Source organism: Paramagnetospirillum sp. (genome assembly GCF_058402745.1).
The window spans coordinates 103,552-120,851 of sequence record NZ_JBZVFI010000008.1; the positions used below are offsets into that span (position 1 = coordinate 103,552).

Annotated in this window: 11 protein-coding genes; 1 reads left to right on the plus strand and 10 read right to left on the minus strand. The window is 67.9% G+C overall.

Features of this window, described 5'->3' with window-relative positions; translation table 11 throughout:
- Positions 1-8: 8 nt before the first annotated feature.
- The 9 genes from ACV4UZ_RS06350 to ACV4UZ_RS06390 all read right to left on the minus strand — a co-directional run bounded on the left by ACV4UZ_RS06350 (position 9) and on the right by ACV4UZ_RS06390 (position 14,309).
- Entirely contained in the window at positions 9-1,148 is a 1,140-nt protein-coding gene (locus ACV4UZ_RS06350) for a response regulator (RefSeq protein ID WP_491600061.1), read from the minus strand.
- On the minus strand, positions 1,145-1,555 hold the full coding sequence (locus tag ACV4UZ_RS06355; RefSeq protein WP_491600062.1) for a response regulator: 411 nt from the start codon (positions 1,553-1,555) through the stop codon (positions 1,145-1,147). Before ACV4UZ_RS06355 ends, ACV4UZ_RS06350 begins: the two co-directional genes overlap by 4 nt.
- The gene (locus tag ACV4UZ_RS06360) at positions 1,552-7,119 is read right to left on the minus strand and encodes a PAS domain S-box protein (protein WP_491600063.1); all 5,568 of its coding nucleotides are present in this window, start codon (positions 7,117-7,119) and stop codon (positions 1,552-1,554) included. The genes ACV4UZ_RS06355 and ACV4UZ_RS06360 overlap by 4 nt, the downstream gene beginning before the upstream one ends.
- The gene (locus tag ACV4UZ_RS06365) at positions 7,116-8,627 is read right to left on the minus strand and encodes a GAF domain-containing protein (protein ID WP_491600064.1); all 1,512 of its coding nucleotides are present in this window, start codon (positions 8,625-8,627) and stop codon (positions 7,116-7,118) included. Before ACV4UZ_RS06365 ends, ACV4UZ_RS06360 begins: the two co-directional genes overlap by 4 nt.
- 243 nt (positions 8,628-8,870) lie before the next feature.
- Positions 8,871-9,836 (minus strand): oligopeptide/dipeptide ABC transporter ATP-binding protein, encoded by a 966-nt coding sequence (locus ACV4UZ_RS06370; RefSeq protein WP_491600065.1) that lies wholly within the window; start codon positions 9,834-9,836, stop codon positions 8,871-8,873.
- Positions 9,833-10,804, minus strand: coding sequence for an ABC transporter ATP-binding protein (locus ACV4UZ_RS06375; protein ID WP_491600066.1), 972 nt, complete (start codon positions 10,802-10,804; stop codon positions 9,833-9,835). The genes ACV4UZ_RS06370 and ACV4UZ_RS06375 overlap by 4 nt, the downstream gene beginning before the upstream one ends.
- Positions 10,801-11,646, minus strand: a complete 846-nt coding sequence (locus tag ACV4UZ_RS06380) for an ABC transporter permease (RefSeq protein WP_491600067.1) — start codon at positions 11,644-11,646, stop codon at positions 10,801-10,803. The genes ACV4UZ_RS06375 and ACV4UZ_RS06380 overlap by 4 nt, the downstream gene beginning before the upstream one ends.
- The gene (locus tag ACV4UZ_RS06385) at positions 11,643-12,665 is read right to left on the minus strand and encodes an ABC transporter permease (RefSeq protein WP_491600068.1); all 1,023 of its coding nucleotides are present in this window, start codon (positions 12,663-12,665) and stop codon (positions 11,643-11,645) included. The genes ACV4UZ_RS06380 and ACV4UZ_RS06385 overlap by 4 nt, the downstream gene beginning before the upstream one ends.
- 54 nt (positions 12,666-12,719) lie before the next feature.
- Entirely contained in the window at positions 12,720-14,309 is a 1,590-nt protein-coding gene (locus tag ACV4UZ_RS06390) for an ABC transporter substrate-binding protein (protein WP_491600069.1), read from the minus strand.
- Positions 14,310-14,702: 393 nt separating this feature from the next.
- Here ACV4UZ_RS06390 and atzF point away from each other — a divergent pair, with 393 nt between their 5' ends.
- Complete coding sequence (gene atzF / locus ACV4UZ_RS06395; RefSeq protein ID WP_491600070.1) at positions 14,703-16,514, plus strand: allophanate hydrolase; 1,812 nt, start codon at positions 14,703-14,705, stop codon at positions 16,512-16,514.
- Here atzF and ACV4UZ_RS06400 read toward each other — a convergent pair.
- Complete coding sequence (locus ACV4UZ_RS06400) at positions 16,492-17,157, minus strand: GntR family transcriptional regulator (protein WP_491600071.1); 666 nt, start codon at positions 17,155-17,157, stop codon at positions 16,492-16,494. The genes atzF and ACV4UZ_RS06400 overlap by 23 nt on opposite strands.
- Between the last annotated feature and the right edge of the window lie 143 nt (positions 17,158-17,300).

A 17,300-nucleotide genomic window follows, 5' to 3' on the forward strand; every position in this document is an offset into this window, starting at 1 on the left:
CCGAAGCGTCAGACGGCGGCCTGATCGAGATAGTCCCTCTTCCTCTCCATGTCGGCATTGCTGTCGGCAAAGCGCTGGGCGATGGCCTTGAACTCGTCCTGAAGCGCCAGGAAGGCGTCGACGATGTCGGGGTCGAAATGGGATCCGGCCCCCTCCCGGATGATGCCGACGGCCTTGTCGTGCGGCATGCCCTCCTTGTAGACCCGCCGGCTGATCAGGGCGTCGTAGACATCGGCCACGGCCATCAGGCGGGCCGAGACGGGAATGTCGTCGCCGCCGATGCCGAGGGGATAGCCGCTGCCATCCCATTTCTCCTGGTGGGCGTAGGCGATTTCCTTGGCCATGGCCAGAAAGGCCACCGGGGTCCCCAGGGACTTCTCGGCATGTTCGATGGCGTCGCGCCCCAGGGTGGTGTGGGTCTTCATGATCTCGAACTCGGCGGGTTCGAATCGGCCGGGCTTCAGCAGGATGCGGTCGGGAATGCCCACCTTGCCGATGTCGTGCAGTGGCGCCGACTTGAACAGCATGTCGATGACCGAATCGTCCAGCGATGGGGCGAAACGCGGATGGTGCCGCAGCTTCTCGGCCAGGACGCGCACGTAATGCTGGGTGCGCCGGATGTGGTTTCCGGTGTCGGAATCCCTGGTTTCCGCCAGAGACGCCATGGCGAGGATGGTGACGTCCTGAATGGCCGCCAGTTCGCGGGTGCGGCGGGCCACCTCGGATTCCAGATACTGGGCCTTGTCCCGGAGGAAATCGGCGCTGGCCTTGACCTTCAGGTGGGTCTCCACCCGGGCCATCACCACGGCGGGGCTGATGGGCTTGGTGACGTAATCCACGGCGCCCAGCCGGAGCCCCGCCTCTTCGTCCTCGGCGGCGCTCATGGCGGTAAGGAAGATCACCGGGATGTCGCGGGTGGCCCTGCCGGCCTTGAGACGGCGGCAGACCTCGTGCCCGTCCATGCCGGGCATCATGATGTCCAGCAGGATCAGGTCGGGCTGGTCCTCGGCGGCGGCGATGGCCAGGGCCTTCTCGCCGCTGTTGGCGATCTTGACGCGGTAGCGGTCCTTCAGCAGGCCGCTCATCAGCTTCAGATTGTCGGGGGTGTCATCCACCACCAGGATGGTGGGGCGGTTGTCTTCGCTCATGGCAAGGTCACCTTGAGGGCGCGTTCGATGGATTTCTTGACGTTGGCGATGGACACCGGCTTCACCAGATACCCCGCCACCTTGTGACCCTTGGCGGTCATCACCGCCTCCTCCCCCGAATCCGAGGTCAGCATCACCACCGGCGTGGCCGCCACCTCGGGTATGGGGGCGCCATGCAGCGTCGCCACATAGGCGAAGCCGTCGTCGCCCGGCATGTGGATGTCGCACAGCACGATGGAGGGGCGGATGCGCAGGGTCTCGGAGATCGCCGCCCGGACGTCGCCCGCCTCGTAGAGATTGGAGGGCGGAATGCCGATCTGGTTGAGGATCTGGCGCAATGTCACCCGGATGAAGGGCTCGTCATCCACCAGCAATACCTTGATGCGGCGCAGGTCCGTAGCGTTCATGGGGCACCTTTGTCACGGAGAAGGGGCGCGAGGGCGTCGCGCAGTTCATGGACCGTGGGAAGCAGCAGCGGCGCCAGCATGGCCACCGCCCCGGCATTGCCGGACTTGGCGGCCTCCTCCACGTCGGCGGCCAGACGGCCGAGACGGGTGGCTCCGGCCGTATTGGCCGTTCCCTTGAGGCCATGGGCCAGGTCGCGGAGCCTGGCGAGATCGCTTTCCCCCCCGATGCGCTCGGCCTTGGCCCCGGCATCCTCGAGGAAGGCGGCGAGGATGGGACGCAGGCGCGCCATGTCCCATTTGTAGATGGGGCCCATTTGCTCCAGGTCGAACACGTCGGGATCGATCCCGGGCAAGGCCGGCGCGGCGGCATCGGGCCGCTGATCCAGCAGGGCGAGGGCCTCGTCGAAGTCGAAATCGCCCACATGACGGGCGATGCGCCCGGCACGCTCGCCCAGGGCGGAACGCAGCAGGCCCATATTGGCCACCACCAGGTCCTCGGCCTCGGCGTCGCTGTCGGCCAGCAGGGCGCGCAGCCTTTCGATGATCGCCGTGGCGTCGCCTTCCGCCGGGGCCGTCTCCACCATGGGGGCCAGTGCCGCCTCCACCTGGCCGGTGATGGCGAGAAGTTCCGGTTCCAGCCCCGCCAGTTCGGCCCCGGCATCGCCGCCCGCCCTGATGGCCGCCTCGGCGGCGGCGGCCAGGGCCTGAAGGCCGGTGGCGCCCACGTTGCCGGCAATCCCCTTCAGCGTATGGGCGAGGCGCTCGGCGGTGCCGGTGTCGCCCGCGCCCAGGGCGGCGCGGATTTCCGCCACCGCCCCCTTCTGGCCGGCGGCGAACTTGCGCAGCATGTCGCGGTAAAGCGCCCGCTTGCCCCGCACGCGCCTCAGGCCGGCCTCGGTGTCGAGTCCGGGGATGCCGGCGGGAATGTCGCCGTCCGAAGCCGGCGCCGTGGCCGCCTCCACCGGCCGAGGCGCCTGGACGGACGTGACGCGACGCCACTTCAGAAGCGTTTCGAACATCTCGTCGGGATCGATGGGCTTGGCCAGATGGTCGTTCATGCCCGCCTCCAGGCACCTCTCCCGGTCGGCCTGCATGGCGTTGGCGGTCATGGCGATGATGGGCAGATCGGCAAAGCCCAGCCGGCGGATCTCGACGGTGGCGGCGACGCCGTCCATCACCGGCATCTGCATGTCCATCAGCACGAAGTCGTAGGCATTGGCCTTGACCTTGTCCACGGCGACGGCGCCGTTCTCGGCGATCTCCACCACCAGGCCGCCATCGGCCAGCAATTCGGTTGCCACCTGCTGGTTGAAATCGTTGTCCTCCACCAGCAGCACCCTCAGCCCCCCGAGCGCCGCGAGATCCAGGTCGGGCGCCTTGCCGCCGGCGACCTCCTCGGGCTCGTCGTCCAGCGCGGCCCCCAGCACCCGCATGGAGGCGTCGAACAGGATGGAGGGATTGACCGGCTTGATCAGCACCTCCTCGATGCCGGCGCTCTCGGCGCCCTTCATGACTTCCTCGCGGCCATGGGCGGTGACCATGATCATGTGGGGCGTCACGGTCAGGCCCAACCCCTTGACGGCATAGGCGGTCTCGATACCGTCCATGCCGGGCATCTGCCAGTCGAGGAAGACGATCTCGTAGGGATCGCCGCCCACGCTCTTGCGGATGGCCTCCACCGCCGCCGGGCCGCTGTCCACGTCGTCGACCTTGAAGGACATGGAGGCCAGCATGTCCACCAGAACGGCGCGGGCATTCTCGTTGTCGTCCACCACCAGCATGCGCCGCCCGCGCAGGTCCGGCTTGGGCAGCAGCTTGCGGCGCGGCTTGCCCTTGCCGAGCGTGGCGGTGAACCAGAAGGACGAGCCCTTGCCCGGCTCGGACTCCACGCCGACGCTGCCGCCCATCAGTTCCGCCAGCTTCTTGGAGATGGCCAGCCCCAGGCCGGTGCCGCCGTACTTGCGCGTCGTCGAGGTATCGGCCTGCTGGAAGCTCTGGAACAGGCGCCCCTTCTGTTCCTCGGTCAGGCCGATGCCGGTGTCCCTCACCTCGAAGCGCAGGATCACCTCGCCGCCCAGGTCCTGGCCCAGGCGGACCCGGATGGTGATCTCGCCCGTCTCGGTGAACTTGACGGCGTTGTTGGCGTAATTGATGAGAATCTGCCCCAGCCGCAAGGGATCGCCCACCAGGTCGTTGGGCACGTCGGTGCCCACGTCGAACACCAGTTCCAGCCCCTTGGCGGTGGCCTTCTCGGTGATCAGGTTGGCGACGTTGTCCAGCACCTTGTCGAGATGGACCTCGGTGTTCTCCACCGACAGCTTGCCCGCCTCGATCTTGGAGAAGTCGAGAATGTCGTTGATGATGCCCAGCAGGTGCTGTCCCGATTGCTGGATCTTGCGGACGTAATCCTTCTGGCGGGGGTTGAGCTCGGTCTTCAGGGCCAGATGGCTCATGCCGATGATGGCGTTCATGGGCGTCCTGATCTCGTGGCTCATATTGGCCAGGAAGTCGGCCTTGGCCTGGGAGGCCGCCTCGGCCTTCTCCAGGGCCTGATGCAGCAGGTCGTCGGCTTCCTTCTGCCTGGTGATGTCCTGGTAGGCGCCGTACATGTAGCGGATCTTGCCGTTCTCATCACGCACCAGCTTGCCGGCGGCATGGACCCAGACCACCTTGCCGTCCATGGGGCGCTTGTAGGCGTAGACCGAATCGTAATGGTCGTAGCGCCCCTCGATGGCGCCCACATAGCGCTCCTCGGTCAGCCTGGCGGTCTCGGGATTGGCCTCCACCAGCCGGTTGAACCATTCCTCGGCCAGGTGGTAGCGGCCGTCCGCCTTCAGGGGCTCGCCCAGGATGGTGGCGGCGCGCTCGGACTGGTAATAGTACTCGGCATCGTCGTAATCCACGTGCCAGTATCCCGAGCCGGTGAGCTCCAGGGCGATGTCGGCCTGGAAATTGGCCCGTTTGATCTCGGCCTCCACCCGCTTCATCTCGGTGATGTCGACGAAGGTTCCCACCAGCCCGCCCGGGCTGCCATCGGCCTTGCGGAAGCCGGACACGTAATAAAGGGTGTCGTGGATCTTGCCGTCGGCGAAGGGAATGGGCATCTCCCTGTGCACTTCCGAGGCGTCGGCGATGACCGCTTCGTCCTCGGCCTGATAGGCGATGCGATCGGCTTCCGGCAGATAGTCGAGGTCGAGCACCCGCTTGCCGATGAGCGCCTCGCGCGCCACCCCGAACGTCCGTTCGTAGGCGCGGTTGAATCCCAGGAACCGGGCGTCCGGCCCCTTGTAGAACAGCGGATAGGGAATGGTGTCCACCAGGGCTTCCTGGAAGGCGGCCTGATCGCGGATGGCGTCGGCGGCCGCCTTGCGTTCGGTGATGTCGCGGAACGACACCACGGTACCGACCACCTTGCCGTCCTTGACCACCGGGGTGGTGCCGTATTCCACCGGAAAGCTGGTACCGTCCTTGCGCCACAGCACCTCGTCCTCGACGTTCCTGGGGGTGCCATCCCGGCTGGTGAGGAACATGGGGCAGCATTCCTGGGGAAAGTCCCGCCCGTCGGGAAAGGTGTGATGGACCAGGGCGTGCATGGTCTTGCCCACCAGTTCCTCGGGCTCGTAGCCCAGCATGCGGGCGCCCGCCGGGTTGACGAAGGACATGGTTCCGTCGGGATTGAGACCGCAGATGCCCTCGTCCACCGAGCCCAGGATCAGGCGCGACCGCTCCTCCGCCTCGGCCAGGGCCATGTCGGCCAGCTTGCGCCCGGTGATGTCGCGGGCCACGCCGATGAGGCCCATCAGAGCGCCGTCGGCCCCGTGCAGCGGCACCTTGGTGGTTTCCAGGTGAGCGACGCGGCCATCGGGATAGGTGACGCTTTCCTCGTTGGTGATGGGCCGGGCCTCGGCCAGGGTGGCGACGTCGCGGTCGCGGAACTGCTCGGCCACGTCCGCCGGAAAGATGTCGAAATCGCTGCGCCCAACGATTTCCTCCACCTTCTTGCCCAGCAGGTCGGCGAAAGCCTGGTTGCCGACCAGATAGACGCCCAGCATGTCCTTGACGAAGATGATGTCGGGAATGGAATCGATGAGCGAGCGCAGCAGCGAGCGCTCGCGCCCCAGTTCCTCGGCCTGCTCCTCCACCAGCCGCCCCTGCTCGGCCATCTGCTCGTTGATGGCCTCCAGCTCCGCCTTGCGCGACGACAGCTGGCGCTCCGACGCCGCCAGGGTGGCCGCCTGGACCTGGGACTCGGCCAGCAATTGCTGGGTCTTGCTGGTGCGCTCGATGATCTCCAGGCTCATGGCCAGGACCGGCATGATGCCGTCCAGCAAGGCCTGATCGCGCGGGCCGAAGCCTTCCAGGGCGGCGAACTCCACCACCGCCAGCAACCTCTCGCCGCGCAGGACGGGAACCACCGCGATGGATTTGGGCGCCATGTCGCCGGTGGCCCCGCCGATGCGGATATAGTCGGGGGGCGGTTGGGTGATGGTGATGGGCTGGCGTTCCAGCGCGCATTGGCCGACCAGTCCCTCGCCCAGCCGAAAACCCTGCTCCAGGGACTTGCGCTCGCGGTGGGCATAGCCGCCCAGCAGCGAGAGGTGGTTGCCGTCTTCGTTCATCAGGTAGAAGGCGGCCTGGCCCAGCTTCAGCAGCGGAGCCAGCATGGAGAACAGCACCCGCGCCAGTTCCCCCGGATTGCCGGTGGTCTGCAGCTCGGCGGAGATGGCCGCCAGGTGGGTCTTCACCCAGCGCTGCTCCTCCATCTGGCGCGAATCGGCGCGCAGCACGTCGATGGCGCGGGCCAGCCCCCCCACCTCGTTGGGGAGCGCGGTGCCGGGAACCTCGAGCTCCAGCTTGCCGGTGGCCAGTTGCTCCACCACCTCGCTGAGACGGGCCATGGGCCGGCGGATGGACAGGCTGACCAGGATCGCGGCCAGCAGGCTGGCCGCCACGGCTCCCACCAGCAGCGCCATGGTGACGAGGATGCCCCGCTCGGCCGCTTCCGCGGCGGCAAGGGCATCGATCCTGGCCTGCTGCTCCTTGTACTCGGCCGCAATGTTCAGGGCTTCATCGGTCTCGCTGGCGACCCGCTGGAACTCGGGGGTCGAAACGAAGGCCGCCGCCTCGGGTGTGCCGTTGCGAAGCAGGGCCATGGCCTGATCCACATTGGTCTTGTAGGCCCGGAACTTCTCGTCGAACCGGGAAAGGTGCCGCCTGCTGACCTCGCTGAAGACATGGGAGCGGCCCTCCTGAATCTCGCGGCGCAGGCTGGCTTCGGCCTCGGCAAGCTGGCTGGCCGCCCGGTCCCGCTCGGACGGCTGCTGCGCCAGGATCGCCTGCCGGACGGCACGCCCCATCTTGGCCAGTTCGACCCTGGCATCCTTGAGATTGGAAATACCCTTCAGCTCGTCCTGGTGAAGCCGCTGGAACCCCGTGTTGAGTACCCGCTGGTTGTGAATCCCCCCCACCCCCAGGACGATGGTCAGCAGCAGCAACAGGCCGAAGCCCATCAGCAGTTTGGTCCGCAGCGCCAAGGGCTCCAGGGCGTTCAGCAGGCGATTCATGGCGTTGCCTCACTTGGACCCATGGCGGTCCCCTGACGGCGAAGGATTTCGATATTGAGGGCCAGCAGCGCCGCCAGTTCCTCGAACTGGGCGGCCGAGACGGCGGAGGGCACCGCCAGGACGGCGACCTCCACCACCCCCAGGGGCCGATCATCGAGCATCAAGGGGGCCATCATCACCCCGCCCGGCCGGGCATGGCCCAGGCCCGAGCGGATGGACCACCCGGCCACCTGCCCGCCCGCCAGCACCCGTCCGGCGCGGTCAATCGCGCACTGGCCCAGCAACCCCGCCCCGGGCACCAGTTCGGGGGGCAGATCGGCGGCGGCGGCGTAGGATGCCTGCAGGGTCATGCTCGGCGCCCCATCGCGCTCGAAGACGTAGACCGCGCCCTGCAACGCGCCGAGGATGTCATGGGCCTCGGCCAGGAACACGCGGCACAGGTCGCCCAGGCTCTTGGTCCGCTGAAGCTTCATGGCGGCCTCGGCCCGACGGTTCTTGCGCTCGGCGCTCTCCTCCTGCTCGCGGGCGTATTGCTCGATACGCCGCGACGCCGCCATTTGCAGCCGATGCCCCCGCGCCAGATTGAGCAGCAGCCAGACCACGACCAGCACCACCAGGCCGGTCACCAGACCGGCCGCCACCGCATCGCGCACGGCACTGGTGGCGCTGAGGTCGTCGGCCAGCACCACGACCCAATCGCCATAAGGGTCGTTCCACTTGACCCGTGCGCTGGCCAGGGCATGGTTCTTGCCCCCGATGCGCACGATGCCGGGGTCGGTGGGAAACGGCAGGACCGGGGGATCCGCCTTCTCGAACATGGCGCCGAACTGCTTGAGCTCGCGGATGGAGGCCAGCCGCTCGGGAGTGGCCGCCCCCGCCAGATGCCCGACCCACTGTTCCCGGCTGCTGGCGAACACCACGCCCTGCGGCGACAGGAGCAGGACCAGGCCGGCCCGCTCCTTGAGCAGGTGATCGACCCGCTCCAGCCCGGTGCGCGCCACCACCGCCCCCAGCGCGGCGCTGCCGCGATGGGTGGAGGTCCGCACCGGCGCGGAGAAGTACAGGGAACGGTCGCCCCGCGCCAGGCTGACGGCGGCGTAGACGCTGTCATTGCCCTGCATGGCCATCTTGTAATAGGGACGGAACCGCACATCCGTCCCGGTGGAAGGCCGCCCGCTGCTGTCCCAGGAGGAATGGACGTAGCCGTCACCGCCGACCACGAACACGCCCTGGGCGTCATGGGCGCGGCCCACATCCTCGAGCAGGCCGGCGATGCGCGGCAGATTGGCGGGAGTGTCGCCGCGGGCGTCGAGCTTGATGTCCTGGGCGACGGAGCCCAGCAACGACAGCGCCCCCATGATGTTTCCGTTCAGGGTCTGCGACATGATTTCCACGCCGCGCCGCTCGGCCTCGACATTCAGGTGGGAAAGGTGCTCGTCATGGCGCAGGGCGAGAGCCAGCCAGCCGGCCGTGCCGCCGCCCAGCACGGACAGAAGCGTGACGACCACCCAGGCAAGGGCCGGCCTCCCAACAATCAGCCCAATCATGGCGCGCATCCGAGCCGTCCCGAATCCCCAGGCCGATGATGGCCTGCTTATTATTAAAGGATATATCAACAGTCTATATACGGAAATTCCTTTTCACCCTCGGGGCAGCCACGACGTCATTTCGGGTTCACGGCCGTCGGCATCCAAGCGGAAGGCAACGGGCGGGGGAGAGGTGGAATCGGGTGAGGCCCCAACCGCCTTCCGTCAAACGGAGGGGAGGGCTCCGTGACAGGCCGCCCGATGCCCGGGGACGATATCGGCCAGCGGCGGCATCTCGGCCTCGCAGCGGGCATGACTTTCCGGGCAGCGGCCAAAGAACCGGCAAACATTGGGTGACGGGTCGATGGGGCTGCGCGGCTCGCCGGAAAGCCGGGTCCTGAGGGCGGCCGCTCCGGGCGCGGCGGGAATCGCCGACAGCAGGGCGCGGGTGTAGGGATGGGCGGGCGCGCCGAAGACCCGCGCCACCGGGCCGGTCTCCACCACCTTGCCCAGATACATCACCACGACACGCTCGCACAGCAGGCGCACCACGTTGAGATCATGGCTGACGAAAAGGTAGCCGACACCCAGCCGCCGGCGCAGATCGTCCAGCAGCTTCAGGATGACCGCCTGCACCGACACGTCCAGCGCCGAAGTGGGCTCATCGAGGATGAGCAGGCGGGGCTCGGGCCCCAGGGCGCGGGCGATGCCCACCCGGGCCTTCTGGCCGCCGGACAGCTGATGGGGAAAGCGGCCGAGCAGCGCCGACGGCAGGCCGACCATGGCGGCCAGTTCCTCCACCCGCGCCGCCAAGGCGGATTTGGTCCATTTCCCCTTCAGCCGCAACAGGGGATCGGCGATGCAGTCGAAGGCGGTGAAGCGGGGGTTGAGGCTTTCCGTGGGGTCCTGGAACACCATCTGGATCAGGGCGCGGTCCGGCGACCGGGTGAAGCGGGAGGCCGGGATGTAGCCGATCTCCTTGTCCTCGAAGCGGATCGAGCCTTCCGAGGGGTCGAGGACGCGGGTCAGCATGCGCACCAGGGTCGACTTGCCGCAGCCGGATTCGCCCACCAGCCCCACCGCCTCGCCCGGCATGACCTTCAGGCTGACCTGGTCGACGGCGTGCAGGACCGAATCCTTGCCCACGGGAAAGCGACGGCACAGGTCGACGACGTCGAGAAGCGGCCTCATGCGGCGTCTCCCAGGATGGGGTTGCGGCAGGCGACGCCGCGCTCGGCATCGCCCCGGCGGAGCAGCGGCCCAAGGTCGCACTCCGCGATCCGGCGCTCGCATCGCCCGGCATAGCGGCAGGGAGGCAGCGCCCCCCGCAGATCGGGCAGCGAGCCGGGAATGGGCTCGAGCCCGGCAAGGCTGGCGCCCGGCCGCGGAGTGGTGGCGATCAGCCGGGCGGTGTAGGGATGGCGCGGACGGGCGAACAGCTCGGCGGCCGGTGCCACCTCCACCACATGGCCGGCATGCATCACCGCGATGCGGTGGCAGCGCTCCGCCGCCAGCCCCAGGTCGTGGGTGATCAGCAGGGTGGCCATGTTGCTTTCCCGCGCCAGGTCCCCGATCAGATCCATGATCGCCGCCTGGGTGGTCACGTCCAGGCCGGTGGTGGGCTCGTCGGCGATCAGCAGCTTGGGACCGCAGGCCAGCGCCAGGGCGATCATCACCCTTTGGCACATGCCGCCCGACATCTCGAAGGGATAGGCCAGGGCGCGGCGCTCGGGATCGGGGATGCGCACCTTGGCCAGCATTTCCACCGCCCTCGTCTTCGCCTGGGCGCGGGTGACGCCGCCATGGCGCAGCAGGACGTCGGCGATCTGACGGCCCACCGGTCGGATGGGGTTGAGCGCCGTGCGCGGATTTTGGAAGATCATGGCCATCTCGGCGCCGCGCAGTTCGTCCAGAGAATCGCCGTCGCTGGTGAGGAGGTCCAGTCCCTCGAAGCGGATGCTGCCCCCCGTCACCGTGGCGGCGGCGTCGGAAATGCCCATCACCGCGAAGGACAGGACCGACTTTCCCGACCCCGATTCGCCCACCACGCCCAGGGTCTCGCCCTTGGCCAGGGACAGGCTGACGTCCTCCAGCGCCTTGACGGCGCCCGAGCGGGTGCGGAATTCCAGCGACAGGTTCTCGACGGCGAGCAGCATCATGTCCTCCTGCGCGGGTCAATGATGTCGCGCAACCCGTCGCCCAGCAGGTTGAAGCAGAACACCGCCGCCATCAGGGCCAGGCCGGGGAACAGGGCCACCCACCACTCGCCGGAGACGATGTAGGTGGCGCCCTCGGCCACCAGGATGCCCCATTCCGGCGTGGGCGGGCGCACGCCCAGGCCGATGAACGACAGGCCGGCGGCGTTCAGGATGGCGTAGCCCAGGTTCAGCGAGGCCTGCACCATCATGGGCGGCAGGATGTTGGGAAAGATCTGGAAGGCCAGGATGCGCAGGTCGGAATTGCCCGACAGCCGCGCCGCCTCGACGAAACCGGCGTCCCTCCGGGCGGCGGTCTCGGCGCGGGCCATGCGGGCGTAGAAGGGCATGTTGATGATGGCGGTGGCATAGATGATGTTGCCCACGGTGTTGCCCAGGGCGGCGACGATGCCCATGGCCAGCACGAACAGGGGAAAGGCCATCACCGTGTCCACCACCCGGCCGATCAGGCTGTCGACGCGGCCACCGTGCCAGCCCGCCAGCAATCCCAGCAGCGACCCGAAGGCGAAGGACAGCGCCACCGCCGCCAGGGCGATCTGCATGTCCAGGCGGGCCGCCACCATGACCCGCGACAGGATGTCGCGGCCCAGATGGTCGGTGCCGAACCAGTGCTGGGCGCTGGGCGGGCTCAGCGCCAGATCGGTATTGCTGGCCAGCGGGTCGTAGGGAGCCAGGGCGGGGCCGAACAGCGCCAGCAGGATCAGCAGCGCGAATCCGGCGAAGGCTCCGGCGGTGACCGGGTTCTCGGCCAGGACGTAGCGGATGTGGCGGGCCGTCTCGCTCATCCCTCGATCCTCACGCGCGGATCGATCAGGCCGTAAAGGATGTCGATCATCAGGTTGAGGGCCACGTACAACACCGCCATGGTGAGAATGAAGCCCTGGACGGGAGCGTAGTCGGAGGCGACCAGCGCCTCGATGGCGTAGGAGCCGATGCCCGGCCAGGCGAACACCTTTTCCACCAGCACGTTGGCGCCCAGCAGGAACGAGAAGACCATGCCGAGCGTGGTCACCACCGGCAGCAGGGCATTGCGCAGCGCGTAGGTGACCAGCACGGTGCCCCGCGACAGACCGCTGGCCCGCGCGGTGCGGATGAAGTCCGAGGACAGCACCCCCAGCATGGAGGCCCGCGTCATGCGGGCCAGGGGGGCCAGGGCGAACAGGCCCAGGGTGAGCGCCGGCAGGGCCAGCTGGGCGGCGCTGGCGCGAAAGGCCGCTCCGTCCCCGGCGATCAGGGAATCGACGAGGTAGAAGCCGGTCAGGGTGGGCGGCGCGGTGGCGAACAGGTCCAGCCGCCCCATGGGGGCCGGCGCCCAGCCCAGCAGGTAGTAAAAGACGTAGACCAGCAGCAGCCCGGTGAAGAACACCGGCAACGACACCCCCGCCGTGCTGATCACCCGGGCCAGATGATCGACCCAGGATCCCGGTCGGGTGGCGGCGGCGATACCCAGCGGAAGGGCGATCACCAGGGCCAGCAGCAGGCCGCACAGGGTCAGCTCCACCGAGGCGGGCAGGCGCTGGGCGATGTCGGCGGCGACGGGCTGGCCGGTGGTGAGGGAGGTGCCGAAATTTCCCTGGGCGAGGTCGCCCAGATAGGCGACGAACTGGACGGGAAGCGGCTTGTCCAGTCCCAGCTTGCGGCGGATTTCCTCGACCGAGTCCTGATTGGCGGCGGGGCCGGCGAAATAGGCGGCGGGATCGCCCGGCAGGGCCCTGGTCAGGACGAAGGTGACGACCACAACGGCGGCGATGCTGGGCAGGGCACCGAGGACTCGCTTGGCGATCAGCAGGATGACAGGCGGCATGGGATGGCTCCCGCCAGGGGAGGCGGCCGAGCGCGGCCGCCTCCGTTGGGGCAATCAGTTCTTGGAGATGGACCGGAAGTCGATGGCCCGGTGGAACCAGTAGGTGTAGCCCTGGACCTTCTTCTGCATGGCGGCGTCCAGGTAGTACTGGAACAAGGGCGCGCGCGGCACGTCGTCCCAGGCGATCTTGACGAAGCCCTTGACCTGCTCCTCGTACCTGGCGCGGTCGGGTTCGAAGCGGGCGGCGTCGATCAGCTTGTCCATCTCGGGATTCTGATAGCTCATGACGTTGAACACCGCGTTCTGGCCGTGATAGCCCCAGAAGAAATAGTAGTCGGGATAGTTCAGCCAGCCGGCGAAGGTGTCGATGAACATCGGCATGTCCTTCTTCAGCATGGCGGCCCGCCAATTGGCGCCGGGGACCTTGTTGATGGTGGCCTTGATGCCGATCTGGGCCAGGGATTCCTGGGTCAGGGTGGCCATGGGCTCGGACAGGCTGGCGACGCCCTGGTTGATGTGGATGACCGTCTCGAAGCCGTTGGGGAAGCCGGCCTCGGCCAGCAGCTTCCTGGCCTTGGCGATGTCGGTGGTGTAGGGCGAGGGCTGCGGCCAGACGGCCTTGGACGGCTGGGCCGGGCCGCCGAACATGGGAATGGCGCGGCCATAGACCACGGCGTCCATGATCTTCTGGTAAGGCAGGGCATAGGCGACCGCCTGGCGGACCTTGACGTTGTCGAAGGGCGGCTGCTTGACCCCCATGCCCGCGTACCACAGCGAGTTCTCGATGGGGGCGCCCACCACCTTGACCTTGCCCGCCTTGGCCAGTTCCTGGGCGTCCTTGGGCGGCAGGTCGAAGGACAGGTCCACGTCGCCCCGCTCCACCAGGGCGCGGCGGTTGCCCGACGAGGGGACGTCACGGATGACGATCTTCTTCATCTTGGGCAGCGGGCCGCTCTTCCATTCGTCGAAGCGGACCAGCACCAGCTGCTCGCCCGGCTTCCAGCTTTCGACCTTGTAGGCGCCGCCGCCGGCGTCGTTGTTCTTGCTCCACTCCAGGCCCCAGGGGTCCTTCTCGGTGGCGTGCTTCTTGATCAGCTCGGAGTTCAGCACGACGGGAACCGGCACCCCCAGATCGGGCACGGTCAGCTTGTCCTTCCTGAGCAGCTTGATCTTGAAGGTATGGTCGTCCACGGCGATGAACTGCTCGGCCTTTTCCAGCGACCCCGCCTTCATCTGGAAGGTGGGAAAACCGCCCACCGCCACCATGCGGTCGAAGGACCACTTCACGTCCTTGGCGGTGACGGGGGTGCCGTCGTGGAACCTGGCGTCCTTGCGCAGGCGGAAGGTGATCTCGTCGTCGGCGGTGAAGGCCCAGCTCTCGGCCAGCTCGGGCTTGATGCTGGAATAGTCGTAGGACAGGGTGCCGTCCGGCAGCGTCTTGGTCCCGTAGGTCAGCAGGCGGTCGTAGATGTTCCAGGCGACGCCGTAGCTGGCGGGATTGGCGCCGACCGCGTGGATGTCCAGGCTGTTGGTTCCGGATTCCACCACGACAAGGAGGGACTCGTCCCGGCTTTGTGCCATGGCGGGCACGGAGCAAAGTGCCAGGGCCATGGCCAGTCCGGTGGTGCGCAGCAAAGCGTTCATGAACTCCCTCCTCGCGGATCAGATCGGGGCGGCGGACCGCCTGCATGTATGCAAGACAGAGGCAATCTCCGTGCCAGCCTGGAAACCCCGGCGTTTCCGGCGGAAAAAGGCGATTCCCGCCTTGCCGGACGGGGGTGGGGCTGGCGGGGCATCTGCCTATAAACTAAGCTGGAGACTCACGTTCTTCCGTGCGGACGACGATGGGAGCGGCGATGAATGCAATAAAAATAGCCAGATTCGGCCACATGATTAAAAATTACGCAGCTATGACCAAAAATCCGGCTTTTGCATGCACGAGCAGCGGCTTTTCGCGCTGAAATCGCCGATATTCCCGATCGGCGCGGCATTTGCATGCATGCGTGCATGCACAACTTCCGCCCAAGGATCACCGCCATGACCCTGTCGTCCTCTTCCAGCCTGGATATCGCCGCCCTGGCCGCCGGCTATGCATCGGGTTCGTTTTCCCCATCCCAGGTGGTGGCGCAGGTCCTGGCGCGGATCGAGGCCGCCGTCGACGACAAGGTGTGGATCGCCAGGGTGGACGAGGCCGCGTTGCTGCGGCGCGCCGCCGAATTGGAGGCGGTTCCGGCGGCCCGGCGCTCCGAACTGCCCCTGTACGGCATTCCCTTCGCCGTGAAGGACAACATCGACGTGGGCGGAATGCCGACCACCGCCGGCTGCCCCGATTATGCATACACGGCCGGAGCCGATGCCGAGACCGTCCGCCGCCTGCTGGCGGCCGGAGCGATCCTGGTGGGCAAGACCAACATGGATCAGTTCGCCACCGGCCTGGTGGGGGTGCGCTCGCCCTATGGCGTGGCGCGCAACCCCTTCAATGCCGATTACATTCCCGGCGGGTCCAGTTCGGGCTCGGCGGTGGCGGTGGCGGCGGGGCTGGTGTCCTTTTCCCTGGGAACCGACACGGCGGGATCGGGGCGGGTGCCGGCGGGCTTCAACAATATCGTCGGGTTGAAGCCGACCAAGGGCCTGGTCAGCGCGCGGGGCGTGGTGCCCGCCTGCCGGTCGCTGGATTGCGTGTCGGTGTTCGCCCTGACCGTCGAGGACAGCATGAGCGTCCTCGAGGTTCTCGCCGGACACGATCCCGGCGACGGATACAGCCGGACGGCCCCGGCCATGGCGCCGGCTCCGGCCAAGGGCGGCCGTCTCGGCGTTCCGGCGGCGAACCAGTTGCGCTTCTTCGGCGACAAGGACGCCGAGGCCGTCTACGCCCTGGCGGTGGAGCGGGCCAGGACCCTGGGCTGGCAGGTGGTGGAGATCGACTTCGCGCCCTTCGCAGACGCGGCGGGCCTGCTCTATTCCGGACCATGGGTGGCGGAGCGGACCGCCGCCGTGGGGGATTTCATCGCCGAGCATCCGGCCAGCGCCCTGGACGTCACCCGCGCCATCATCATGGGAGGAAGAGGCAAGACGGCGGTCGAGGCCTTCCGCGCCGCCTACCGCCTGGAGGAACTGCGGAACCTCGCCCAAGAGCAATGGGCGCGCATGGACATGATGCTGCTGCCCACCAGCGGCACCATCTACACAATCGGCCAGGTCCGGGCCGATCCCGTGGCGACCAACACCAATCTGGGGGCCTATACCAATTTCGTGAATCTGCTGGACCTGTGCGCCATCGCCATTCCGGCCGCCATGCGGGCCGATGGCCTGCCCTGCGGCGTCACCCTGATGGCGCCGGCCTTTTCCGAGGCCATGCTGGCCGAGGCGGCGGCCCGGATGCACCGGGCGGCCGGGCTGCCCATGGGGGCGAGCCGCCACCTTCCCCCGGAACGCGGCATGGAATACGGCCGCGATGGCCTGACCCGCCTGCTGGTGGTGGGCGGGCATCTGTCCGGCCAGCCGTTGAACGGCCAGTTGACCGGCCTGGGGGCCCGGCTGGTGGAAAGCTGCCGGACCGCCCCGGTCTACGGGCTTCACGCCCTGCCGGGAACACCCCGCCGGCCGGGCATGGTCCGCCGGTCCGACGGCACCGGCGTATCGGTGGAGGGCGAGGTGTGGGAGATGACCCACGCCGCGTTCGGCCGGTTCGTCGCCGCCATTCCGGCCCCCCTGGGCGTCGGCGCCGTTGAACTGGCGGATGGGCGAACCGTTTGCGGCTTCCTCTGCGAGGCCTGCGCCGTGGAGGGCGCCCGGGACATTTCCGGCTTCGGCGGCTGGCGGGCCTTCATCGCTTCCCAAGACGGCTGAGCAGGTCGGCCGAGGCATCGCCCACCGCCGAGACATGGGCGCGCATGGTGTAGTAGGCGGCCTCGCCGTCGCCCCTCAGGATGGCGCGGACCACCGCGTCGTGCTCGGCCCAGGAATGCTCCACCCGGCCCGAGACGCGGAACTGGGCGCGGCGAAAGGGGCGCAGACGCTGGCGCATGGCCCTTGCGGTCTCCTCCAGGAAGCCGTTGTGGCACCCGCTATACAAGGCCGAATGGAACTCGGTGTTGAACTGGTCGTAGAGTCCGGGATCGGCATCCGTCACCAGCCCGGTCGCGCCGGAATGAAGCCGGGCCAGCGCCCGCTTCTCCGCCTCGGTCATGCGCTGGGCGCAGAAGCGGGCGCAGGCCGCCTCGATCTCGCCCATGGTCTCGAACATCTCGGCCATGCGCTCCTGGGTGATGACCGCCACCACGGCGCCCTTGCGCGGGCGTTCCTGCACCAGCCCGGTGGCGGCCAGCAACCGCAGCGCCTCGCGCACCGGAGTACGGGACACCCCGAACCGCGCCGCCACCTCCTGTTCGTCCAGGTGCTGGCCGGGGGCGAGCCGGCCCTCGAGGATCTCGTCGGCGAGCTGGCGCCGCAGATCCTCGGTGCGGGTTCCTTTGTTGGGGAGGCGGCTCATGGTCGGTGCAAAGCCTTCTGCGCATGCATTTCGACCATCATTCAGGTCGGCGCGCCACAAATCAATGGAAAGCACGCCCCTCATGCATACAAGCCTGGGCTTTTCGCCGGTCTGAGCGAGGCCATGGCCCATCAATGCAGGAA

Bases quoted from the DNA above. Each gene is read 5' to 3' on its own strand.
- atzF (WP_491600070.1), top strand. From the start codon at position 14,703: ATGACCCTGTCGTCCTCTTCCAGCCTGGATATCGCCGCCCTGGCCGCC.
- ACV4UZ_RS06355 (WP_491600062.1), bottom strand. From the start codon at position 1,555: ATGAACGCTACGGACCTGCGCCGCATCAAGGTATTGCTGGTGGATGAC.
- ACV4UZ_RS06390 (WP_491600069.1), bottom strand. From the start codon at position 14,309: ATGAACGCTTTGCTGCGCACCACCGGACTGGCCATGGCCCTGGCACTT.
- ACV4UZ_RS06385 (WP_491600068.1), bottom strand. From the start codon at position 12,665: ATGCCGCCTGTCATCCTGCTGATCGCCAAGCGAGTCCTCGGTGCCCTG.
- ACV4UZ_RS06375 (WP_491600066.1), bottom strand. From the start codon at position 10,804: ATGATGCTGCTCGCCGTCGAGAACCTGTCGCTGGAATTCCGCACCCGC.
- ACV4UZ_RS06380 (WP_491600067.1), bottom strand. From the start codon at position 11,646: ATGAGCGAGACGGCCCGCCACATCCGCTACGTCCTGGCCGAGAACCCG.
- ACV4UZ_RS06400 (WP_491600071.1), bottom strand. From the start codon at position 17,157: ATGAGCCGCCTCCCCAACAAAGGAACCCGCACCGAGGATCTGCGGCGC.
- ACV4UZ_RS06350 (WP_491600061.1), bottom strand. From the start codon at position 1,148: ATGAGCGAAGACAACCGCCCCACCATCCTGGTGGTGGATGACACCCCC.
- ACV4UZ_RS06360 (WP_491600063.1), bottom strand. From the start codon at position 7,119: ATGAATCGCCTGCTGAACGCCCTGGAGCCCTTGGCGCTGCGGACCAAA.
- ACV4UZ_RS06370 (WP_491600065.1), bottom strand. From the start codon at position 9,836: ATGAGGCCGCTTCTCGACGTCGTCGACCTGTGCCGTCGCTTTCCCGTG.